Source organism: Gemmata sp. SH-PL17 (assembly GCF_001610855.1).
In the GTDB taxonomy this organism is placed as follows: domain Bacteria; phylum Planctomycetota; class Planctomycetia; order Gemmatales; family Gemmataceae; genus Gemmata; species Gemmata massiliana.
Genome location: NZ_CP011271.1, coordinates 1,170,351 through 1,193,240 on the forward strand (window position 1 = coordinate 1,170,351; position 22,890 = coordinate 1,193,240).

Annotated in this window: 20 protein-coding genes and 1 pseudogene; 15 read left to right on the forward strand and 6 right to left on the reverse strand. The window is 64.2% G+C overall.

The window, feature by feature from the left end:
- The first annotated feature begins 399 nt into the window (after positions 1 to 399).
- The 8 genes and pseudogenes from VT84_RS04660 to VT84_RS04695 all read left to right on the forward strand — a co-directional run bounded on the left by VT84_RS04660 (position 400) and on the right by VT84_RS04695 (position 12,206).
- On the forward strand, positions 400 to 2,130 hold the full coding sequence (locus VT84_RS04660) for a tetratricopeptide repeat protein (protein ID WP_239465682.1): 1,731 nt from the start codon (positions 400 to 402) through the stop codon (positions 2,128 to 2,130).
- Positions 2,131 to 2,302: 172 nt separating this feature from the next.
- Positions 2,303 to 2,893 (forward strand): hypothetical protein, encoded by a 591-nt coding sequence (locus tag VT84_RS04665; RefSeq protein ID WP_082838693.1) that lies wholly within the window; start codon positions 2,303 to 2,305, stop codon positions 2,891 to 2,893.
- Positions 2,894 to 2,956: 63 nt separating this feature from the next.
- Complete coding sequence (locus tag VT84_RS04670; protein WP_082838694.1) at positions 2,957 to 4,726, forward strand: penicillin acylase family protein; 1,770 nt, start codon at positions 2,957 to 2,959, stop codon at positions 4,724 to 4,726.
- A gap of 23 nt (positions 4,727 to 4,749) precedes the next feature.
- Positions 4,750 to 5,622 (forward strand): annotated as a pseudogene (locus tag VT84_RS04675) (penicillin acylase family protein); the annotation flags it as partial.
- 208 nt (positions 5,623 to 5,830) lie between these two features.
- On the forward strand, positions 5,831 to 8,227 hold the full coding sequence (locus tag VT84_RS04680; RefSeq protein ID WP_162271592.1) for a DUF1549 and DUF1553 domain-containing protein: 2,397 nt from the start codon (positions 5,831 to 5,833) through the stop codon (positions 8,225 to 8,227).
- Between the two features lie 239 nt (positions 8,228 to 8,466).
- Positions 8,467 to 9,807, forward strand: coding sequence for a DUF1501 domain-containing protein (locus VT84_RS04685; RefSeq protein WP_082838697.1), 1,341 nt, complete (start codon positions 8,467 to 8,469; stop codon positions 9,805 to 9,807).
- 199 nt (positions 9,808 to 10,006) lie between these two features.
- On the forward strand, positions 10,007 to 11,365 hold the full coding sequence (locus tag VT84_RS04690; protein WP_162271593.1) for a transposase: 1,359 nt from the start codon (positions 10,007 to 10,009) through the stop codon (positions 11,363 to 11,365).
- Positions 11,366 to 11,510: 145 nt separating this feature from the next.
- Positions 11,511 to 12,206: a pirin family protein gene (locus tag VT84_RS04695; protein WP_052552976.1), complete on the forward strand. Its 696-nt coding sequence runs from the start codon at positions 11,511 to 11,513 to the stop codon at positions 12,204 to 12,206.
- A 175-nt stretch (positions 12,207 to 12,381) separates the two neighbouring features.
- Here the strand turns inward: VT84_RS04695 and VT84_RS04700 are convergent, their stop codons facing one another.
- Positions 12,382 to 12,786 carry a Dabb family protein gene (locus tag VT84_RS04700; RefSeq protein ID WP_082838699.1) on the reverse strand — a complete coding sequence of 135 codons (405 nt, stop codon included), beginning with the start codon at positions 12,784 to 12,786 and terminating at the stop codon, positions 12,382 to 12,384.
- Between the two features lie 280 nt (positions 12,787 to 13,066).
- Between VT84_RS04700 and VT84_RS04705 the strand changes: the two genes are divergently transcribed.
- Complete coding sequence (locus VT84_RS04705) at positions 13,067 to 14,782, forward strand: FAD-dependent oxidoreductase (RefSeq protein ID WP_082838700.1); 1,716 nt, start codon at positions 13,067 to 13,069, stop codon at positions 14,780 to 14,782.
- 98 nt (positions 14,783 to 14,880) lie between these two features.
- Here the strand turns inward: VT84_RS04705 and VT84_RS04710 are convergent, their stop codons facing one another.
- Together VT84_RS04710 and VT84_RS04715 are read right to left on the reverse strand one after the other, a co-directional pair.
- On the reverse strand, positions 14,881 to 15,366 hold the full coding sequence (locus VT84_RS04710) for a hypothetical protein (protein ID WP_082838701.1): 486 nt from the start codon (positions 15,364 to 15,366) through the stop codon (positions 14,881 to 14,883).
- 143 nt (positions 15,367 to 15,509) lie between these two features.
- Complete coding sequence (locus VT84_RS04715; protein WP_052552972.1) at positions 15,510 to 15,983, reverse strand: hypothetical protein; 474 nt, start codon at positions 15,981 to 15,983, stop codon at positions 15,510 to 15,512.
- A 121-nt stretch (positions 15,984 to 16,104) separates the two neighbouring features.
- On the opposite strand from VT84_RS04715, the gene VT84_RS04720 reads away from it, so the two are divergent.
- Positions 16,105 to 17,088: a class I SAM-dependent methyltransferase gene (locus VT84_RS04720; RefSeq protein ID WP_052552970.1), complete on the forward strand. Its 984-nt coding sequence runs from the start codon at positions 16,105 to 16,107 to the stop codon at positions 17,086 to 17,088.
- A gap of 116 nt (positions 17,089 to 17,204) precedes the next feature.
- On the opposite strand, the gene VT84_RS04725 is transcribed toward VT84_RS04720, so the two are convergent.
- Together VT84_RS04725 and VT84_RS04730 are read right to left on the reverse strand one after the other, a co-directional pair.
- On the reverse strand, positions 17,205 to 17,627 hold the full coding sequence (locus tag VT84_RS04725; RefSeq protein ID WP_052552966.1) for a hypothetical protein: 423 nt from the start codon (positions 17,625 to 17,627) through the stop codon (positions 17,205 to 17,207).
- Positions 17,627 to 18,589, reverse strand: coding sequence for a DUF1559 domain-containing protein (locus tag VT84_RS04730; protein ID WP_082838703.1), 963 nt, complete (start codon positions 18,587 to 18,589; stop codon positions 17,627 to 17,629). The genes VT84_RS04725 and VT84_RS04730 overlap by 1 nt, the downstream gene beginning before the upstream one ends.
- A gap of 895 nt (positions 18,590 to 19,484) precedes the next feature.
- Here VT84_RS04730 and VT84_RS04735 point away from each other — a divergent pair.
- The 3 genes from VT84_RS04735 (at position 19,485) to VT84_RS04745 (ending at position 21,191) form a co-directional block, all read left to right on the forward strand.
- A complete protein-coding gene (locus tag VT84_RS04735) occupies positions 19,485 to 20,033 on the forward strand; it encodes a DsrE family protein (protein ID WP_052552963.1) in 549 nt (182 codons plus the stop codon).
- 250 nt (positions 20,034 to 20,283) lie between these two features.
- The gene (locus VT84_RS04740) at positions 20,284 to 20,679 is read left to right on the forward strand and encodes a response regulator (protein WP_082838704.1); all 396 of its coding nucleotides are present in this window, start codon (positions 20,284 to 20,286) and stop codon (positions 20,677 to 20,679) included.
- Between the two features lie 35 nt (positions 20,680 to 20,714).
- A complete protein-coding gene (locus VT84_RS04745; RefSeq protein ID WP_052552961.1) occupies positions 20,715 to 21,191 on the forward strand; it encodes a DinB family protein in 477 nt (158 codons plus the stop codon).
- Positions 21,192 to 21,371: 180 nt separating this feature from the next.
- On the opposite strand, the gene VT84_RS04750 is transcribed toward VT84_RS04745, so the two are convergent.
- Complete coding sequence (locus tag VT84_RS04750) at positions 21,372 to 21,836, reverse strand: acetyltransferase (RefSeq protein ID WP_082838705.1); 465 nt, start codon at positions 21,834 to 21,836, stop codon at positions 21,372 to 21,374.
- 257 nt (positions 21,837 to 22,093) lie between these two features.
- Here VT84_RS04750 and VT84_RS04755 point away from each other — a divergent pair, with 257 nt between their 5' ends.
- The gene (locus tag VT84_RS04755; RefSeq protein ID WP_052552959.1) at positions 22,094 to 22,318 is read left to right on the forward strand and encodes a hypothetical protein; all 225 of its coding nucleotides are present in this window, start codon (positions 22,094 to 22,096) and stop codon (positions 22,316 to 22,318) included.
- Positions 22,319 to 22,652: 334 nt separating this feature from the next.
- Entirely contained in the window at positions 22,653 to 22,880 is a 228-nt protein-coding gene (locus VT84_RS04760) for a hypothetical protein (RefSeq protein ID WP_052552958.1), read from the forward strand.
- The last annotated feature ends 10 nt before the right edge of the window (positions 22,881 to 22,890 follow it).

Here is a 22,890-nt window from a genome sequence, read left to right on the forward strand (position 1 = left end):
CCGTGACCACTATGACCAGCCGTTGTGGCGCAAGGGTTTACGGTGGTCATAGCGCATCTTTGCGCTATGACCAGCTATGACCACGCACTCGTGGGCCGAGCGCTTGAACACCGCGGCGCGCCTCGATCAACGGGTTCTGCCATCGGGGAGCGCGCCAGCGCCAGGGGTTGCGCATGCGCTTCACCCCTGGCTACCCGCGGCCGCCCCATTCGGGGCTACCTTGGTGGTCTAGCCCCGGTTTAGGGGTGCGGGCCTGTAGCCCGCAACGTCTGGCGGATTTACGGTGGTCACAAATTCGGCGATGAGAATCCGTGCTCGCCCCTTTCGCCAAGTTTACCGGACTGGTAAACTTTCCTTCGATCAGCCCTCCTGCATTCCTGCCTCTTGAGCGAACCTGCCATGATGCGCTCGTTCGGTTGCTTGCTGCTCACCACCACGCTGCTCCTCGTACCGCAAACGGCCTCGTCTGCTCCGCGCGAAGGCGCGGGCGCTGCGATCGCTCCGCCCCCGCGTGCGAAAGCGCAGGCCGCGAGCGATTCCACCCCGAAGATGCCGCTGACCGGCCTCGCGGCCGCGAAGCCGATGTTCGATGCGTGCGTCTACAAGTACCCCGTGGGCACCACGAACCCGCAGTGTCAGGCGTTCGTGGATCAGGGGTTGGGGATGTACTACTCCTACGTGTGGATGGAAGCGGCCCGCGCGTTTGAAACGGCGCTCCAACACGATCCCGAGTGCGTTTATGCGTGGCTGATGCTGTCGCGCTCGCTGGAGAAGTGGGGCAAACCCGGCGTCACCCCGCCCGTCACCCCTTACGTGGGGCTGCTCGGCGGGCTGGTGTACGGCAAACTGCCGGACCGCGTGGGCAAGAACGCGATCGATTACTCGCTCGATACCGCCCGCCGGTTGATGCCGAAGGCCAATCCGCGCGAGCGGCTGCTGGTTCAGTCGCGGTTGCAGGAAAAAGGGATGTGGCCCAACGTCGGCCCGGACGAGCGCCGGAAGAAGGCCGCGCAGTCGCTCGACGAACTGCTGATGCTCCACGAGGACGACGAAGAGGGTTGGTTCTGGCGCGCCCAACTCGCCAGCGCGGACGGCCCGAACGCGACCGCGGTGTTTTACAAGGCGCTCCTCCGAGTTAACCCGCTGCACCCCGGCGCCAACCACGAGTTCGTCCACTTCTACGAGAACGTCCAGCGCCCGGCGCTCGGGTGGCCCTACGCCGAGAACTACATCAAGTCGTCGCCCGGCATCCCGCACGCGCACCACATGCAGGCGCACCTCGGCACGCGGATCGGGAAGTGGGGCGAAACCACGGACTGGTCCGTGAAGGCGGTCGAGCTCCAGGTCGCGTACCACAAGCTCCAGGACGTGAAGCCCAGCGAGGACCACCAGTTCAACCACCACATGGATATTCTCTCGCGGAGCCTCATCCACGACGGCCGCTTCGCCGAAGCCCGGGCGCACCGCACCCTGGCGGAGAGCTACAAGTACACGTTCCGCACCGACTGGTTGCGCATGGCGATGGGCCAGCACGACTGGGACGAGGCGCAGAAACTGGTGGAGCAGTACCGGCGCTCGGACAAACAGTCGGGTGCGTACTTCGCCGCACTCGTTGCGCTCGAAAAGTTCGATACCGAACAGGCCGGGCGCGAGGTCGATACGCTGCGCCAGCTCTCGCAGTCCAAGAAATTCGACAAACAACTCGAACGCCGGTTGTGGGAAGTCCAGGGCCGGCACCTGTGTCAGAAGGGTGACGGCGAGGCCGGGCTGAAGCTGCTCAAGAAGCTTGTGGACGCGACCAAGAACGAGTTCGGGCACCACGCCTGGGGGAACGGTGCGGTGTACATGGAATCGTGGGGCACCGGCGCGCTGGAAGCCGGCAGCGCCGTGGACGCGGAAGAGGCCTTCCAGGAAGCACTCGCGCACGACGCCGGCAGCGTCCGCGGCGCGCTGGGGTTGTGGGCGCTGTGTGACCGGTTGGGGCGCAGCGAGGAAGCCGCCCGATACCTGAAGATCGCGCACCGCGTGTGGGCGAAGGCCGATTCGCGGGACTTCGCCGCGCTCCAGAACGACATGGCCCGCCGCGCCGCGAAGCTCGCCCGCCCCAACGCGACCGCGGCCGGTGAGTGAGCGCGATCGCCTATGCGTTAGGTTGAGTGGTCTTTAGTTTGGTGGCACAGGCCTCTGGCCTGTGTGAGCGCCTCCACAGGCCAGAGGCCTGTGCCACGAACACAAAGCACGCCCTCTACGTAGCGCCCGAACCTCGAACCCTGAAACCCAACACACTCAATAACGACTCACGATGACGCGACTACTTCTTTGCCTCCCGTTGGTGTGCGTGCTCACACTTCCGCTCCGGGCCGTTGACCCGTGCGTGTCGGGTACGCCGGTCGGCAAGCGCCCGAGTCCGTACAGCTTCCTCGTCGCGACCGGCCCGCAGCGCGGTCAGCAGACCTGTTACGTCTGCGAGCAGCACGAGGGGAACAAACCGGCCGTGATCGTGTTCGCGCGCACGACGTCCGATTCGGTGGGCAAACTGGTCACGAAGCTCGACGCCGCGGCACTCGCGAAGAAGGATGCTGGGGGGAAGGTCTGGATGACGCTCCTCGCGGACAAAGCCGACCTCGATTCGCTCGCGAAGTGGGCACAGAAGCAGGGCATCAAGAACGCGCCCGTCGGCGTGTACGAGGACGAAGACGGCCCGCCGTCGTACAAGCTCCACAAGGACGCCGACGTCACGGTCCTGCTGTTCGTGAAGCAGAAAGTGACCGCGAACTTCGCGTTCCGCGCGGGCGAACTCGACGACAAGGCGATCGAATCCGTACTGAAGGCCGTCCCTGCGCTGTTCGAGGCTAAACCGACCGAGCGCACCGAACCGGTTCCCCAGCCGTAACGATTGCAACGCAACCGGGCGGGGAGTCGATCCCCGCTCGGCGTTTCGTCGTATCCTGTCTCGATGAGCTTTTCCCGCCTGTTACTCCGCCTCGCGCTCGGGCGCCGACTGCCCACCACCTCCGGCGAACTCCGGGTCCGCGGAGTGTCCGCCCCCGTCACGATCCGGCGCGACAAATGGGGCGTTCCGCACATTGATGCGAGCACCGACGCGGACGCGCACTTCGCGCTCGGGTTCTGCCAGGGACAGGACCGCGCCGGGCAACTCGAAGTGATGCTGCGCCTCGTGCGCGGAACGATGGCCGAATGGGTCGGCGCGGTCGCGCTCCCCGCGGACCGCATGAGCCGGCACATCGGGTTCCGCCGCGCCGCCGAAACGCAACTCGCCGCACTCGGCTCCGACACGCGATCGGCGTTCGAGTCGTTCGCCGCGGGGGTGAGCGCGGGCACCACAACGGGTCTGCCACAGAAGCCGCACGAGTTCGCCATTGTCGGCGGCGCGCCGAGTTCGTGGGACGCGGCCGACGTGCTCGGTCTCCTCAAACTGCAATCGTTCCTGCTCCCATCGAACTGGGACGTCGAACTCGCGCGCCTGCGCATCCTGCTCACCGACGGCCCGGAAGCTCTGCGGGCGCTCGATCCGGCAGCAGGCGGAAGAGAAGGGGTGAGCGGGAGAGCGGGTGAAGGGGCACCCGGTTCCCACGCGGGTACCCATCCCCCACACCGCCCTTTCGCTTCCGCAACGATTCTCGACACGCTCGCGGCCGATCTCAGTGTTCTCCAGGCGTATCTGCCGCGTGGAGGTGGGTCGAACAACTGGGTCATTTCGGGTGCGCGAACGGAGTCCGGCAAACCGCTGCTCGCGAGTGATCCGCACCTCGCGCCGACGTGCCCCGCGCCGTGGTACCTCGCGCACGTTCGCACGCCGGAGTGGGAGGCTACGGGCGCAGCGCTCGCCGGCGCGCCCGGGTTCGCGATCGGGCACAACGGGTTCGCGGCGTGGGGCGTGACCGCGGGCCTCACCGACAACAGCGACCTCTTCCTCGAAACGCTCGGCCCCGACGGGCGCTCCGTGCGCCAGGCCGACGGCGCGTTTGTCGCGTGCGACGTGGTGAAGGAGATCATCCGCGTGAAGGGCGCGGCGGACGTTGTGGAAGACGTGCTCGTCACCCCGCGCGGGCCAGTTCTTACACCGATCTTACCGAACGTAAATCTGGCCATCTCACTATCAGCGATCTGGCTCGAACCGCGACCGCTCGTCGGCTTCCTGCACGCGCCGCGTGCCCGGTCGTTCGACGAGTTCCGCCGGTGGTTCGCCGAGTGGCCGGTGCTCCCGCTGAACCTGCTCTACGCAGATGCCGAAGGCACCATCGGCTGGCAGCTCGTGGGCGAAGTCCCCGCGCGCCGCGGCGGAGCCAGCTTGCTCCCGCGCCCCGCGGACGTCTCCAACGCGGAATGGACCGGCACCGTCCCGTTCGACGAAATGCCGTTCCGGGTGAACCCGGAGTGCGGGTATCTGGCCACCGCCAACGACCCACCGACAGCAGAACCTACCCCCCCAGCCCCCCTCCCTGAAGGGAAGGGGGAGTTCGAGGCAGAACCTACCCCCCCGGCCCCCCTCCCTGAAGGGAAGGGGGAGAAAGAACTGTCGGCAAACGTTGTCTCAAGCACAGCGGGCTCGCCTACCAGCTCCCCCTTCCCTTCAGGGAGGGGGGCCGGGGGGGTAGGTTCTTCAGACAACCCCTCCCCAACCCCTCCCCTAAGCGGAGAGGGGCTTAATACCGCCGACAATTCTTCCTCCCCCTTCCCTTCAGGGAGGGGGGCCGGGGGGTAGGTTCTTCCCTCCACCAACTCGGGCACGACTTCATCGATCCGTACCGCGCGCAGCGCATCCGAGAGTTGCTCGCCGCACGCGACACCGGCTGGACGCTCGCCGAGTGCGCGGCGATCCAGTTGGACGTGAAGTCGCTCCCGTGGGTCGAAGTGAAGGAAGCGGTCCTGGCACTCACCCCGACCGACGAATACGCCCGAGACGGGCTGGCCCTCCTGCGCGAGTGGGACGGGCAGGTCGATACCGAATCGTCGGCGGCTGCGGTGTTCGAGCTGTTCGTCGCGGAGATGTGCGTTCGGGTGGCGAAGGCGAAGGCCCCGAACAGTTGGGACGTCGCGCTCGGCGAGGGCGCGCTGGGAATCCTGCCGTACAACCTGTTCTCCGATCGGCGCGTTTCGCACCTCACGCGGCTCTTGCGCGAACAACCCTCGGGCTGGTTCGCGTCGTGGGCCAAGGAAATGGAAACGGTGCTCACCGGGGTCGTGCGCCAGTTGCGCCGCGAAGCGGGACCGAGCGCGAAGTTCTGGGCGTGGGGGCACCTCCGGCGCCTCCTGTTGGAGCACCCGCTTTTCGGCAAGCACCGGTGGCTCGGACCGGCGTTTAATCGCGGACCGTTCCCGTGGGGCGGCGACGGCAATACGGTGAGCCAGGCCGGGGCACGACCGGCCGAGCCGACTGCGTTCACGCACAACATGGCGAACCTGCGGACCGCGTTCGATCTCGCCGACTTGTCGAAGAGCACGTTCGTGCTGTGCGGCGGGCAGTCGGGTAACCCGCTCTCGCCGCACCACGCGGACCAGCTTCCGCTGTGGCTTCAGGGAGAATCGTTCACACTGGCCTGGGAACAAGCCGATGTGATCCGCGCCGCGGTCGATACATTGCGCCTGCTTCCGCAATAAGCGCCCGCAAGCCGTTACCGGCGTTCGCCTTCCGATCGAAATACAATTCGCGAGAAAAAATCGCCCGCGGTGTCTGCTTCGCCGGTCCGCGGGTTTCCATTTCAGACGAGTTCGCGGCGCCCACACAATGCGCCGCGAACCGACTCTCCCGCCAACCGCCCGCAACTATTTTTCGCCCGTTCCGGACGATCCCCGCCGAGACACTGCCATGTTCTCTCGCCGCTTCGTCTACGCCCTCGCCGCTTGCTTTGTTGCCACCGGCGTGAGCCGCGCCGATGTCGATCTGCCCACCGGGGGCAAAGTCAAAAACGTGGACTTCGAGCGGCACATCATGGGCCTCGTCTCGAAGGCGGGCTGCAACGCGGGGAGCTGCCACGGTTCGTTCCAGGGCAAGAACGGGTTCCGGCTCTCGCTGTTCGGCTACGAACCCTCGGCGGACTTCGCGAACCTCACGCGCGACAACCTCGGGCGCCGCGTGAACGTGGTGCGCCCGGACGAGAGCCTGCTGTTGCTAAAGGCGACCGGCCAAACGCAACACGACGGCGGCATGCGTTTCAGCAAGGACAGTTGGACGTACAACGTGTTCCGCGAGTGGATTCGTGCCGGGGCCAAGTGGGAGCGCGGGAGCGGAGAGATTCAGGAACTCACCGTTTCGCCGAACGACTTCGCACTCCTCACCAACGCGAAGCCCAAACAACTGACGGTCACCGCGACCTTCACCGACGGCTCGCGGGAAGACATCACGCCGTTCTGCGACTTCAAAATCACCGACGACGCGATCGCCACCGTTTCGCCCTTCGGGTTGCTCACGCCCCGACAACCGGGCGACGCGGGCCTCACGGTGCTGTACCGCGGCAGCGTGAAGGCGATCCGCGTGCTCGTGCCGTCGCCGGCGCGAACCGAAGCATATCCGAGCGTGCCCGAAGTGAACTTCGTCGACACGGAAGTGTTCGCCAAGCTGAAGATGATGAACGTGGTTCCGTCGGACCTCGCTTCGGACGAAACGTTCCTCCGCCGGCTCTACATCGACGCCCTCGCGCAGCTCCCGCCCCCGGACGTGGTCCGGGCCTTCGTCGCGGACAAAGACCCGCAGAAGCGCGCGAAGATGATCGACAAGGTGCTCGCCGACCCGCTCCACGCGGCGGTGTGGGCGACAAAGCTCTCGGACATTACAGGCAACAACACTCAGGCGCTCGAAAACCCGCAGCCGACCCAGCCGAAGCGCTCACAGATGTGGCACGACTGGCTCCGCAAGCGCGTCGCCGAGAACGCGCCCTACGACCAGATCGTGCGCGACGTCCTCACGGCTACCAGTCGGGACGGGCAAACACCAGAAGAGTGGATCGAGTTCGTCAAGAAGATCGACGAACAGTCCGCGAAGGGCTTCAAGACAGACTACCCCGACAAGAAGACGCTCGACCTGTTCTGGCGCCGGCAGCAGGCCGTTCCCGCCGAGCAGTGGGGCGAGAAAGTGGCTGCGGCGTTCCTCGGCGTGCGGCTCGAATGTGCCCAGTGCCACAAGCACCCCACCGACCGCTGGACGCAGGACGAATACTGGGCGTTCGCCAACGTGTTCGCGCAGGTCACGTTCCAGAACAACCAGTTCAGTAACTCCGCGGTGAAGAAAGCGGTCGACGCGGAGAACGCCGCCCGGCGCGACGCGGCCCCGAAGGGGAACAATAACAATCAGATCCTACTCGTCCGCGAGATGTTCGGCGGCGGTCCCGGGCGCGCGAAACCGAACCCCGCGACCAACAAGCCCCCGGCCCCCAAAGTGCTCGGCGGCGCGGTCCTCAGCGTGAAACCGGGCGAGGACGCCCGCGTGAAACTCGCCGACTGGCTCACGGCGCCCGAGAACCCGTTCTTCGCGAAGAGTTTCGTGAACCGCGTGTGGGCGCACTACTTCGGCGTCGGGCTCGTGAACCCCGTGGACGACTTCTCGCTCGCGAACCCGCCCACCAACGCGCGACTCCTCGACGCACTCGCCAAAGGCTTTATCGAGAGCAAGTTCGATATCCGCAAGCTGGAACGCACGGTCCTGATGAGCCGGACGTACCAACTGAGCTACGCCACCAACGAGAGCAACAAGTTCGACAAGAACAACTTCTCGCACGCCTTCATCCGCCCGCTCATGGCCGAGCAAGTAGTGGACGTGCTCAACGCCGCGATGGGTGTGGAAGAGAAGTTCACGGGTCAGGAAGAAGCCCCGCTCGGCACGAAGATGGTCGAACTCGGTTCGAGCCGGCTGAACGGGAGCGTGGCTTACGCACTGCGGATCTTCGGGCGTCCGCCTCGCACGACCGCCTGCGATTGCGAGCGCGCGATGGAACCCGCGCTGCCCCAAACCCTGTTCCGCATGACGGACACGGCGGTGCTCGCGAAATTCACCGCCGGTGACGGCCGCGTGATGGCTCTCGCCAAGAGCAAGCTCACGAACGAAGAACTGGCCGAGGAACTGTTCCTCGCGACGCTCTCGCGCCTTCCCAAAGCGACCGAGAAGGCCGACGCGGTGCAACACCTGAAGGACGCCAAAAACCGCACAGCGGGCGTCACGGATCTCATGTGGGCGCTCGTGAACACGCGCGAGTTCATTCTGAATCACTGATGCCGATGTCGTGCGCCCGGGGCGAGAACCCGGGGTTGAAACCCCGGGCTATTCCCGGTGACCCCTTCGGGGTCCAAAAACAACGCCCGGTGTTTGCGCCCCAACGAGCGCAATGCCTTTGTGACCCCAAATGGGGTCACCGGGAATAGCCCGGGGTTTCAACCCCGGGCGTGGACAACCCGGATTCCCGGAAAACCGACGCCCTTAAAAAACGACCCCACCCCTTTTCGGAGGCTGCCATGTCCGCGACGCGCCGAACCGACTGCGAAGGCTTCCACCGCCGGGACGCGCTGACCATCGGGTCGGCCGGTATTCTCGGGCTGACGCTCCCGGGCATCCTCGCCTCGGAAGCGAAGGCCAAAACCGCGAACAAGGACCGCGGGAGCGGTCAAAAGGCCAAGAGCGTCATCCTGCTGTGGCTCGCGGGCGGTCCCGCCACCATCGATATGTGGGACAACAAGCCGGACGCCCCCGAGGGCATTCGTGGCGAGTTCAAGTCGATCGACACGAAGGTGACCGGCATGCAGCTCGCCGAAACCTTCCCGAAGACGGCCCAAGTGGGCGACAAGCTCACCATCGTCCGCTCGCTGTACCACACGATCCCGAGCCACGGCCCCGCCGCCGTGTTCATGACCACCGGGAACAAGCCGACCGCGGCGCTCCAGTACCCGGCCCTCGGCTCGGTCGCGTCGAAGCTCCTGAAGACGGAAGTCGGCGTGCCGCCCTACGTCACCTTTGGCGACATCCGCAACGGCGGAGCCGGACAAGCCGGGTACCTCGGCACCGGGTACAACCCGTTCATCATTGAGGGCAACGGCGGGGGCGGGAAGAACGCCGGCGGGTTCAGCGTGCGCGGGCTAACGCTCAAGGGCACCTTCACACTGGAAGACCTGGAAAAGCGGGATTCGCTGCTCCGCAAACTCGACACGGGGTTGGCCGGTCTCGATCAATCGAACGAACTCGTGGACGGGCTCGACACGTTCCACCAACAGGCGCTCGAAATCCTCAAGAGCGACAAGACCCGCAAAGCACTGGACCTGAGCACGGAAAAGCCGGCCACGCGCGACCTGTACGGCAACACGCCGTTCGGTCAGGGGGCGCTCGCCGCCCGGCGCCTCGTCGAAGCCGGGGTGCGGTTCTCCACCGTGAGCTTCGGTGGCTGGGACACTCACAGCCAGACGTTCAACGCCCACAAGACGCGCCTCACCCCGACCACCGACACCGTGCTGTCAGCGCTCATCAAAGACCTGGACGACCGCGGGTTGCTGGACAGCACAATCGTGATGTGCGCCGGGGAGTTCGGGCGCACGCCGAAGGTCAACAAGAACGCCGGGCGCGACCACTGGGCGCGGTCGATGGCGTGCGTGCTGGCCGGCGGCGGCTTCAAGCGCGGGTACGTCCACGGCAGCACCGACGCGAGTGGCATGGCCCCCGCAACGGAACCGGTCACGCCGGACGACGTGGCGGGGACGATCTTCCACGCCCTCGGCATCGCGCCGAACACGGAACTTCAGACCCCGACCGGGCGCCCGGTGCAACTCTTCCGCGAGGGCAAGGTGGTCGAGAAGTTGCTGACGTAAATGAGTCCCCACCCGGGGTTGAAACCCCGGGCTATTCCCGGTGACCCCATTTGGGGTCACAAAGGCATTGGCGCCCGTTGGGGCACAAACCCCGTGCATTGTTTTCGGACCCCGAAGGGGCAGGGCTGTAAGGGTATTCGGATCGTCGTAAGTTAGCCACTCGCGGTCGGTTGTAATGCTCTCGGATGGAGGTTCGGTCGTGGTGCCCGCAGCATTTGAACCGTTCCTCAAAGCGTCCCCGGTGTGCGTCTTGGCTCGGACCATTTTGGAGCGCCTGTTCTTACCCGAACGACTGGATCAACTGTTCCGCGACACCGCACAACGACAGTACCAACACGAGTTGCTCTTCTCGCAGGTGGTCGAACTCATGTTGGCCACCACACTCCGAACCGAATCCTCTCTCGGGGCCGCATATCACAAACGGGCCGAGCACATGCCCGTCAGTCGCCAGGCCGTGTACGACAAACTACGATCCACGGAACTGGGGATCTGCGCGGCACTCGTTCGGGACTCCGCGGACCAGGTTGCTCCCCTCATTCGGACCCTTCAGGCGACCCGGGCACCCTTGGTTCCGGGATATCGCACTCGGGTTCTCGATGGCAACTATTTGAGCGCCACCCAGCGCCGACTTCGGGTTCATCGTGACAGTTGGGCGGCCCCTCTGCCGGGCAAAGTGCTGGCCATTTACGACCCCCAACTGGATTTGGTCACCGACGTCTTTCTGACACCCGATGGGCACGCCAACGAGCGCGAATTGATCCCCCAAGTGGTGCCTCACATTGGGGCCAACGATCTGTGGATCGCGGATCGGAACTTCTGCACCCTGGGATTCCTGAGCGCGTTGCACGAGGCCGACGCCGGATTCGTGATCCGTCAACATGGAGCCCTCGAAGGGGCGTTGCGGGGTGAGCGTCGTGCCCTGGGGCGTTGCGAGACGGGTCAGGGGTACGAGCAAGAGGTCGAATTCCGCCACCTGGATCGAACGTTGCGCGTGCGCCGAGTGACCGTGGTTCTGGATCAACCCACGCGCGACGGTGACACCGAGATCCACGTGCTGACGAACGTGCCCTCGGACGCAGCCGACGGGTGCCGTGTGGCCGCGTTGTATTTGAAGCGCTGGTTGATCGAGAATCGGTTCTACGAATTGGCGATGACGCTCAACTGCGAGCCCGACACGTTGGCCTATCCGCCGGCCGCGCTGTTCGCGTTCTGTTTGGGTTTGTTGGCCTCGAATGCGGTGGCATTGCTCAAGGGCGCGGTGCGGAGCGCGCATGGTGCGGAAGCGGTGTCGGAGTTGTCGAGTTACTACCTGACGGAAGAAATTCGGACCACCTGGGTGGGGATGAACATCGCCTTGCCGGGTCCGTTGTGGGAGCCCTTGGGTGCGATGCCCCTGGAGTCGTTCGCGGAGTTGTTGCGGGCAATCGCCGCGCGCGTCGATCCGAAACGATATCGCAAAGCCAAGCGCGGGCCGAAAAACCCTCCACCCACAAAGAAGCCGTACCAGAACGGAGGACACGTTTCGACCCACCGTTTACTCCAGAAACGCAAACGATAGTCATTCCACCCTTACAGCCCTGCCCCGAAGGGGTCACCGGGAATAGCCCGGGGTTTCAACCCCAGGGTTTCTGAAAGCCCGCCCGTCTCGCACGGTATCTCGTGGTGTCACCGACGGACATGCGGTGACACCACTGGACTTACCAATGCTCACCATTCGCAAGGGTACCGACCGCGGCGTGACGAAGTACGGCGGCTGGCTCGACAGCCGGCACACCTTCTCGTTCGGTGAATACCAGGACCACAAGCACCACCAGTTCCGCACGCTGCGGGTCATCAACGATGACCGCGTCGCGGCGGGCGGCGGGTTCCCCACGCACCCGCACCGGGACATGGAGATCCTCACCTGCGTGCTCTCGGGCGCGCTGGAACACGCCGATAGCATGGGCAACGGCGAGGTGATCCGCGCCGGCGAGTGGCAAGCGATGACGGCCGGTACGGGCATCACGCACAGCGAGTTCAACCCGTCCGACGAAGCGCCGGTTCACCTGCTGCAGATCTGGCTGTTCCCGGACAAGCGCGGGCACAAGCCGGGCTACCAGCAGAAGGTGTTCACCGACGCGGACAAGGGCGGGAAGTGGGCGCTGGTCGCCTCCCCCACCGGGGAGAACGGGTCGCTCGTCATTCACCAGGACGCGCAAGTGTACCAGACGAAGCTCGCGCCGGGCGACGCCGTCCGCCACGAACTGAAGGCCGGCCGCGCCGCGTTCGTACACGTGGCCACCGGCGCAGCGACCGTCAACGGCACGAAGCTCGTGGCCGGCGACGCAGTCGCCGTCGAAGACGAAAAGGAACTGACCGTGAGCGGCGACGGCGAAGTGCTGCTGTTTGACTTGGCGTAGGAGTTGGGAAATACGCCACGGATCAACACAGAGCACACGGATCAGACGCGGACCCGCGTTCGAGCCTTCCAGGGCAGAAAATCGTAGCCAGGGGCGAAGCGCGAGCTTTACCCCTGGCTACTGTGCTATTCGCGACTTCAAACCGAATCACGCTCTTTCATCTGCGCGACCGTGCCTACTTTTTGCTGGCCTTGTAGCTGCGCAGTTCCGAGTCGAACACCCGCACCTTCGCCCAGTTCGCCTTGTTTTCGTCGATGAACTTCAGGTGCTCCTTGTCCACCGCGTACTTGTCGTGCGCGGCCTTGTCCACGAACACCAGGTGCAGCGCCACGTCCCAGTCGCGGTCGTTCACGTCGCGCTTGAACTCGTCGCCGATCTCGCCCGCCGAGAAGAACACGGTGCCCGGGTGCTCGGCCAGGTACTTCTCGCACGCCGCCACCAGCTTCTTGCGGTTCTCCGGCGTGTTGTCCTTGAGCTTGAAGTACACCATGTGGCCGATCATCGGCGGCTTCTTGTCTTCGGCGGAAGCCGGCGCGACACAGCAGGCAACGAGAGCGGCGGCGACTAACAGGCGCAACATGAGAGGTTCTCCGACGGAGGGGACGGGCGAAGGGGAATTGTAGGAACGCCCCGGCGCCGGGCACACGCGGCCCGTCCGTGCCCGCGAGGTGCTCACGTCCACCAAATGGCCCAGCAACTGGCACCCCGCGCCCCTTCGCCCGAGGGGGCGACGCTGGAATTGCGTCGTATCCACGGTTCGAGGCGCAATCCCGTTCCACTTGAATGGTTACAAAGTGATTCCCGAACGGGTCGCGTGCCGATAGTCTGGATGGACGTTTCGCCCGCACGGGAGCCCCTGAATGAACCGTCGCGCGTTCCTCTCGCTCTCGGCGTTCACGCCGTTCGCACACATGTTGCCGGCCTACGGGCAGATGCGCGATCCGGCCAAACCGGAGCGCGAACTCACGGCCGATCTGGTGATCTTCGGTGCCGGGGTGGGTGGGGTCGCGTGCGCGCTGGCCGCAGTGCGTAAAGGTCTGAAGGTGATTCTCACCGAAGAGTACGATTGGATCGGCGGCCAACTCACGGCCCAAGCTGTTCCGCCGGACGAGCACACGTGGATTGAGACCCAGGGGAGCACCAAAACCTATCGGGCGTTCCGCGCGAAGGTCCGCGACTACTACCGCCGCTCGTACCCGCTGACCGAGGACGCGGCCAAGAACCGGCTCCTGAACCCCGGCGCCGGCAGCGTGTCGAAGCTGTGCCACGAGCCGCGTGTCGCGCTGGCGGTTCTACTGGAGATGCTCGCACCTCACCTCGCGAGCGGGCGCGTGAAACTGCTCCAGCCGTTCCGCGCGATGAGCGCCCAAACCGACGGCGACACTATCACCGCGGTGTTCGGCCAATTCAAGAACGGTAAGCCCATTAATCTGGTCGCGCCCTACTTTGCGGACGCGACCGAAACCGGCGACCTACTGTCGATAGCCAAAGTCGAATACGTCACCGGCGCGGAATCGAACAGCGACACCCGCGAACCGCACGCCCCGGACCGCGCCCAGCCGAACAACCACCAGGCGTTCACGGTCTGCTTCGCGATGGACTACGAAGCCGACAAAGACAACACGATCGAGAAGCCCGAGGGCTACAACCAGTGGCGCGACTACGTCCCGAAGATGACTCCCGCGTGGCCCGGTAACCTGTTGTCGTGGGACATGGCCGACCCGAAAACGCTTAAGACGCGCGCGGTGGGATTCGACCCGACCGGAGGGGCCGTAAAGGGATTGAACCTGTGGACCTATCGCCGGATCGTTGCGAAGGACAACTTCGCCGACGGGTCCGGACTGAGCGACGTGTGCCTCGTCAACTGGCCGCAGAACGACTACTGGCTCGGGAACCTGTACGGCAACGGTAAGGAGGGCTGGGAACACCAGCTCGCCGGGCGCCGACTCAGCGAGTGCCTCCTCTACTGGATGCAAACCGAAGCCCCGCACCCCAGCGGGAAGAAAGAGGGCTGGAAGGGTCTGCGCCTCCGCGGGGACGTGACCGGAACCGAAGACGGCGACGGGCTAGCGATGGCCCCCTACGTTCGGGAGAGTCGGCGCATCAAAGCGCAATTCACCGTGACCGAGAACCACGTTGGGGTCGACGCGCGGGCCAAGCAACTCGGCAAGAAACCGGGCGAGTTCACCGCGGAGCCGTTCAAGGACTCCGTCGGGACCGGGAGTTACCGCATCGACCTGCACCCGTCGTCCGGCGGGGACAACTACATTGATGTGAGTTCGCTGCCGTTCCAGATCCCGCTCGGCGCACTGATCCCCGAGCGCGTCGAGAACCTGCTCCCGGCCTGCAAGAACATCGGCACCACGCACATCACGAACGGCTGCTACCGGCTGCACCCGGTCGAGTGGAGCATCGGCGAAGCGGTGGGCGAGTTGGTCGCGTTCTGCACCACGAAGAAGCGCGTTCCGCGTCAGGTCCGCAAGGACGCGAAACTGCTCGCGGACTTCCAAACAGAACTCTCGAACGCCGGGTGCGATCTCGACTGGCCCGAGAACATCGCGAAGACCGTGCGGTAACCTGACCTGTTGGCAACTTCGTGGCCAATGTGAACATTGAACGCCCGGTCTAAAGGACCGGGCGTTCAATGTTGGATCTGCGGATGTGTCCGGTCGGTTTATTTGGCGATTTGAACCTTCGCGTCGGTGAGAATCTGGTTGATCCGCTCCTGCGGTGAATCGGAGATGACCACCACCAACGGCTTTTCTTTCTCTCCAGTGTAGACGTACATCCAGCGGCACTCGAAGCAGATCAGCATGTCATACGTTTTGCCGTCGTGGGACACGCGAATACCGTGTCGCGGGGTAAAGCAGTCGGCTTTTTCGGCCTCGTCCTTCAGCCCCTTCTTGAGTGCGGTAACCAGCCCCTTCGCGGCCTCACCCTTCACGCTCGTCTTCCCGATCAACCGCGTCGCGTGCCACCCGGTTTCGTCCTCATCGTTGGTACTCCCGTTCAGAGAGTACACTTCGATCGCTTCGGCCTTTTCCAGTGCCGTTAGCACCGCATCGGGCAATTTGGTCGCGGCCTGCTTTTGATCTTGAGCCGCAGCGGTGCCACCGAGCACGGCCGCGCACCCCACAACGAACCAACGAACGGCGTTCATGACCGTCTCCTGGCGGGAGGGCACAACTCTGAGTGGTCGTTGGGCGCCCAAGCGGAGCGGGTAACCCGAGTCTCAGAAGTCAGGCCGGCTCCGGCGCAGAGTTGGGCGTTACGGTGCGAAACAGCCACCCGAAAGGCTCGGCGTCACTTCTCCAGCTTCGCCAACGGCACTTTGGCATCAGTCAAAATCTGATTGAGCAACTCCTGGGCCGAAGCAGAAGTTCTAACCTTTTGGGGGCTCTCATCCTTGTCCGTGTAGATTTTCACCCATTGGCACTCGAAGCAGATGACGAGGTCGTAGGTCTTCCCGTCGTGTGTCACGCGGACACCGTGGCGCGGAATGAAGCACCGCATACCCTGTCCACCTTCACTCACGCTTTTCACCATAGCGGCCGTAATTTTCTTCGCATCGTCCACCTTTACGGTCGTCTGCCCCAAGATCTTGGCACCGTGCCAACCGTCTTGCGTCCTCGTGTCGCCATTCAGTGAATAGAGTTCGATTTCGGTGGCATTCTCCAGTGCCGTCAGTATCTCGCCGGGCAATTTGTTCTCCTTCCCGCACCCGGTTGCACCGAACGCAAAAACGCACAGTGCGGCACACCAGAGGCTCGTTCTCATGGGCAACTCCGGAGATCGGGAGCCACATTCTAACTGCCGAAAAGGTGCCGTTGACGCCGAAAACCGGATCGCGGTAAGTTTGCCCGAACGTCCCGTTGTCGGCTCACGGATGGCAGCCCCCATGCTGAACCGCTCTTCACTCGCGCCCCTACCCGCCGGCGCGGAAGTGCGTAACACGGTCCCGAGCGTCGCGTGGGAAGAAACTCCCTGCCCGCTCTGCGGTACCGACGCGGGCGCGCCCGTTCTCGAAGCCCCGGACCCGCTCCCGGCCGCCGGCACGGGATTGGTGTTCGCCGTAGTGCGCTGCGCGAGCTGCGGGCTGACGTACACGAACCCGCGCCCGACCGAGCGCACGATGGCGGGGTTCTACCCGATCGATTACCAGCCGCACCGCCGCCCCCGGAAGATCCGGCAGTCGCGCCGGGCGCGGCCGTTTTGGGCGCGCCTGTCGGGGCGCCCGTGCGCGGAGCGCCGCGGGGTGCTGCCGTGGCCCGGTCCCGGGCGCCTGCTCGACTTCGGGTGCGGTGCGGGAAGTTTCTTAAAGACGATGGCGGATCAGGGCTGGCAGGTGACCGGGCTCGACGCCTCCGTCGGGGCCGTCGAACAAGCACGCGAGCAACTCGGGCTAGCTGCACTGGTCGGTACGTTACCGCATGCCGACTTACAACCTGGCTCGTTCGATGTGGTGACCATGTGGCACTCACTCGAGCACGTCCACAAGCCGCTCAGCCTATTGCGAGAAGCGTTCCGGCTGCTGGTGCCCGGCGGCAAACTCATCATCGCGACGCCGAACATCGACAGCCTGCCCTACAAGCTGTTCGGCCACTCGTGGTTCGGACTGGACCTCCCGCGCCACCTCACGCACTTCACTCCGACCACGCTAACCACGATGTTGCAGAGCGCCGGGTTCCGCCCCGAACCGGTGCGCCACTTGCGGCACAGCGACTGGCTCCGCTCCAGCGCGCGCCTCGCCGATCGCAACGGCCGCAGCGGACTGCTCACGAAGCTGCTGCGGTGGAAGCCAACGGCCCGACTCGCGGCCTGGCTGTGCTACATCACCAGCGCATCGGACTGCATCGTCTGCGTTGCGGAACGGCCGGCGTGATTCAGAAGGTTGCGCTCTTTAATTTGGTAGTTGCGTAGCTCCACCCACTCGCTAACACTCGCGGTTTGCCAAGAAAGCTCCGGGCGAACCGCGAGTGTTAACGAGCGAGTGGTACTCTACTTGGTCTTCAGATTGAAGTCGTGCGGGGCATCTGCGCTCGAGTCGTAATCGATCTGTGTCGTCGAGTCCCGGTTGTACTTCGGCGGGATCACGTTCACGATCTCGTCCTTCATCTCACCGGGGCCGGCGTCCCGGTCCGGTACCTTGCGCCCGGTCTTCTTCTCGGTGACGATCTCGACCCGGTATTTGCCGCTCGTCGGCCCGCGCTCGGCCGGGATCTCGTACCGCCCGTCCTGAATGACGCCCTCGGTACTGATTCCACCGGTCAGCGCGAAGAAGCGAACCCGCCCGGCCGCGAGCGGTTCTCCGTCGACCGTGACGGTTCCGCGAATCGGTCCCCGCTTGGGCGCCGGGTCCGCGCACCCGCTCAGAACAGTGGCGACCAGGAGAGCCGCGCCAAAACTGTAGCGCTTCAGCATTAGAACTCCCCCAGCACTTCACGGCCGGCCATGCTGCTCATGCCGGCCCAGGTGGTGAGATCGACGGAGTTGTTAATGAACCGGACGCTGCCGTCGCACAACGCGGCGCTCACCCCGCCGGTGTGCCGGCTCCGGCTACCCATGAAGAAGTTCCGCGGGTCGCCCGCGGCGTCCCGGATGCACGGCCACCCTTGCTGTGGGTTGTCGATGCACTGACCGTAGTCCCCGGACGGGCTGTTCGGGGTGATCCGGGCCGAGATCTCGTAGCACGCGGAATCGTTGTTCCAGATCCGCCCGCGCCGGTCGGTTGTGTTCCCCGAGTGGTCACGCGGCGGTTGGAGCATCTCCATCAGGCACAGGGTGTTGCTGGTCCCGTCGGTCATGTCCGTGAACTTGGCGCCGAACTCGAGCCAGAACGGGGACCGGCCCGCGGTGCCGACGTTCAGCGGAGCGGGGTTGCTGGTCGGCCCGCCCTGGTCGAAGAACGCCCAGCGCCCCCAGTTTACGCCATAGTTCCCCTTGTAGTCGTTGGTCGGCGACCACGGCTCCTGGGTCTGGTCCGACGGGCACTGAAACATGGTCAGCTTCTGCGACCGTGACAGCGTGTTGTTGGCGTGATTGAAGTCCTGCGTCGGGTCGTAATTCTTGTAAAGCGCGTCCTGCTCGATGTAAGGCAGGACGTCGGCAACGAACGGTTTGCGTTTCTTAGTGGTGCTGTTGAGACCGGTCGCCGGGTCGTTCCCCTGACTACCGATCGGGAACCGGCCGTTGCTGGACTCGCAGTTGTGACACGCGAGGGCCAACTGTTTGAGGTTGTTCTGGCACTTCATGCGGGCCGCCGCTTCGCGCACCTTCTGCACGGCGGGCAGCAGCAACCCAATGAGGATCGCAATAATCGCGATCACCACCAGGAGTTCAATGAGTGTAAAACCAGTGCGGCGAGAAAAGTGAGTGTTGGGCATGGCGACTCGAAGAAGAAGCGATGATCTCGGCAGGTCCACCCAGAGTAAGCACGTGACTTGTGGAAATCAACCCCTTGGTTCGCGCTCGATTTGACAAACAAGGTGCGGCCCGTGAACACACTCCGACGCGCGAATGCCGCGAACCCGCCGCAACGTGATCCGCCAAGGTACGGGCTGTCGCGTGCCCGCGACCGGAGGCGGTAAAAAGTAATCGGGCGCCCTCGGCTCTCCTCGATCCGTGCCCCTCGGAGGCTCTCGTACAGTGCATACCTCCCGGTTACCGGTGTCGCGCCGCGGTGTTCCCCGAGCGGTCTTGGCGGGCGGATTTTTAGCTCACTGTGCTCCAGTTGCCCAACAACTACTTGCCCATCTTGCAAAAATAGTGACCACCGGGAGCCGCGCTCGACCGAAATCGAGATCCGAGCTAGTGTTATCGCGGTTCGCCGGCCCGTGGGCGTTCGATCCGCTGAGTACGGAGAATAAATTGAGGTAAAAACCTGACGCGCCATTCTTTGCCTGACCAGAAATCCCGAACTAGTGTCTGACCACCGGACCAGTACGGATCCGGATTAAGTCGATATTTAAAATAAAATTAAAATGACAAAGAAAAGCACAGGGGCGACACTCCCCCACCTCCTGGTGTCGACGTATCACATGTGGTGCCCGAGGTGCGGGCGCTGTGCGGAGGCCAGCCACGAGAGGCAGAGCCTCTCCTCGCGCACGAATCGGCCCCGGTGCTGCAACCGGAGGATGTGCCTCCTCCCCGTTCCTCGACCGGGCGTGAATCCGACCGAACGCCCCGAGTAGTTGGCAGAGAATCCACCACGATCCGAACGCGACCGGGCAGCCGCATTACAATACGGCTGTTGCCCGCCCCCGACGCGAGGATCTCTCGATGCAGAACGCACTTCTGGGAATAGTCGCGGCTCTACTGACGACCGTTAGCGTGGTCGCCGAAGAACCAGCCGCAACCAAACTCGTCTTCCCGATCATCCCGAACGCGGGCGGCGTGGTACCGCTACCGAAAGCCGCGGAGCAACCCCGCAAAGGGGCCAAGGTCGTTTTCGACGTCACCGCGGACTCCAAACCCACCGACATCAACAAAGGACTCGAACGGGCCGCTCGGCTGCTGAACCTCTATGGTGCGGCCGGGCTGAAGGCGTCCGATGTCAAGATCGCCCTCGTGTTCCACGGCGAGGCCACCAAAACCGCTCTCACCGACGAAGCGTATAAGGCGAAATTCGGGATCGAAAAGAACCCCAACGCGGCACTCATCCGTGACTTACAGAACGCCGGTGCTGAGGTGTTCGTGTGCGGTCAAGCCCTGAACTACAAAGGGTTTAAAGAATCTGACGTCGCGAAGGACGTTTCGGTCGCGGCCGCGGCCCTGACCGTCATCATCAACCGACAAACAGACGGTTACGCATACGTACCCGTAAACTGACTCTATGCTTTTCGACGGGCCGTTCGTGCCCGTCACCGTTATATTCACTACACACTGTCGCAGACGTCGTAGGGAAATTCTCTCAAAGCAATAACAAGTCGCCCGACACAAGGTATCGCCCCTGAACGACTTTACCTGCTGTGTAACACCAAAATCGACGAGAATATCCGATCGTCTTCCCTTGGCGCCTGCCCGATAGTGCTTAAGATTCACGTTCACTCGCCTTCACTCGCAACATAAATGTACCTTCATGCCGAATCGTCCGGTCTCCCACCTTCGCGTGTTGGTAATCGATGATGAAGCGGACACCGCCGACAGCTTAGCCCGGGTACTCGCGCTCCACGGATTCACCGCGGCCACCGCGACGACCGGGGCCGACGCGCTCCGCGCCCTGGAATCGGACCCGCCCGATGTCGTGGTGACGGACCTGCTCATGCCCGGCGTGGACGGGTTCGAGATCGCGCGCCGGGTTCGCTCCCTGGTCCCGCGGCGCCCGCTCCTGGTGGCCGTAACCGGCGCCGCGCGCGAAACGCTCGACGCGGCCGAAGAGAGCGGGTTCGATCTGGTCCTCATGAAGCCCGCGGACCCGGTCCTGATCGTCGGCGTGTTGCGCCGGTTCGAGCGGCTCTTTGCCGTAGCGGGGTAACGCCCCTTCGCTGACACCACCTCGGGGAGGAGACGATGCCACCCACCGGTGAACGCGCCCGGGTCGACGACGAACTCCGGCGCGCCTACGACGGCGACTGCTGGCACGGCCCCCCCCTACTCGAAGTGTTGCAGGGCATCACCGCGCAGACGGCCGCGGTACAACACCCGCAGCTCGCGCACTCCATCTGGGCACTCGTGAACCACCTCGCGGCGTGGATCGAGGTCGCGGCCCGACGAATCACCGAATGGCGCGCGATCACCGAACCCGACGCGGGGAACTTCCCACCCGTGACCGACACCAGCGGCGCGGCGTGGGCGGCGACCCTCAACGACCTCGACCGCCGGCATCAAACACTATTGAGTGTGGTTGCGAACCTCGCACCTGAGAAACTCGACGCCGTAGTACCCGGCAAAACCTACGCGGTGGCCGTGATGCTCCACGGTACGAGCCAGCACTACGCTTACCACGCCGGGCAAATCGCTCTGCTCAAGAAGCTGGTGGGCGCGTAGTCGAATCCCCAATTCCGTTGACTAGTCTCGTTTCGAGATCCACGTAGCGTCCGAACGAGCCGCGACCGCAAGGGAGCGGAAGCTTCCCGCACGTGGGATCGCGGCGATAAACGGGAGCCGCTCCCGCTCCCTTGCGGTCGCGGCTCGCTACAAGGAAACGGAAACGGGACCAATCCGCAGTCAGCTCTCGCTCGTCGTTCGCCCCGGGGCCGGCAAGCGCAAGTGCAACAGCGGGAACGGCCGCCCCGCGTCGTCCACCTCCGAGCGCCCCTCCACGACGAACCCGCACGCCTCGTAGAACCGCAGCGCCGCGGGGTTCTGTTCGTTGACGTCCGTTGTCAGTTCGCCCCGAAGCTCCTGAGCGTGCCGCACCAGCCGGCGCCCGCCCCCGCTGCGGTGGAACTGCGGGTCCAAGAACAGCGCGTCCATCTTGCTCCCGGACATCCCCATGAAGCCCATCAGCGCCCCGGACTCCGCACAGAGAACCCAAAATTCGGGCTCCTCGGACAGCAGGTAATCCCGGACCAGCGGGAGCAGGGACTGGACGTCCTGTTCCGACAGGAACGTGTGCGTCGCGCGCACCGACCGCAGCCAAACATCCGCCAGCGGTTCGCGGTCCGCGGGTTCGATCGGTCGGATGTGCATCGCCATTCCCTCCCGTCCCGCACCGATGCTAACAATTGCTCACATTCCGGGACCGACAGGCTTCAATATCTCAATTTCACCGGGGAAAAGCGACGCACGCCACTCACCGCGGCTAACATTCGCGAGCGCCGGCCCCGGAATCAGGGGGGAGCACCGCCCGCGATTATCCAGGCACGCGAGCACCCGCTCCGCAATTATAAACCGAAGCAACTAGCGATATCAATATCATAAGTGAAAATTTATTCACTATGTGCACAATGGGAAGCGACCGCTACGGCGAGATGTTCCCGGGCCAAAAGGACCGGGACAGGTGGCTCGGTTGGGAACGGTTCAAAATCGCTCACTTTCAGCAACTTCTGGCCGCCCAGGATCGCACCAGTGGGGCCCGGACACAGGGCGACGTCGGCCCCGTCTTCGTGACCGGCGTCAACCTGTGTTTGTTCCAGTTGGACGAAGGCATTCCGCCCATCTACCAGCGGTAACCGGAACGAAAACAAAACGAATTTTGACAGGATTAACAGGATCGACGAGATCCCGAACGCGCGGGCGCGATTTCGCAGCGTCGAAATCGTAGCGGTTGCGAATCGGACCGGTGGCAGGCGAACGGCCGGCGTGAGCCGACTGGTGTGAATAGCAATCACTGGCGATCGGAATCTTGTCGATCCTGTTAATCCTGTCAAAATCCTCTCCCCACCGCCGCACCTCCGGGAGTAGGCGTTTACGGCAGCGGCCGGTTTCGTTGCCCCGCGAGGTTGCCGCGCCCCGCTCTCGTTCCTAATCTTCTTTCTTCATTCGGCAGAATGGAGGTTCGCGGCGATGACGTTCACGGAGGCGGTGGCGGAGTTGTGGGCCAAGTATCCCAAGGCGGACCTGAGCCCGTCGGTCAGGCGCGGCCAAGCGTTCACCCGCGCGGCCCGGGTCGATTTCAAAAAGGACAAGAGCGGGATGTACGTCGGGCGCGATACCGACGGGACAGAGGTGCTTGTGTACTTCAACGATGACGCCAAAGTCATCGCCTGCACCGAGATCGAACCCGACGAGTGATGACTACGAG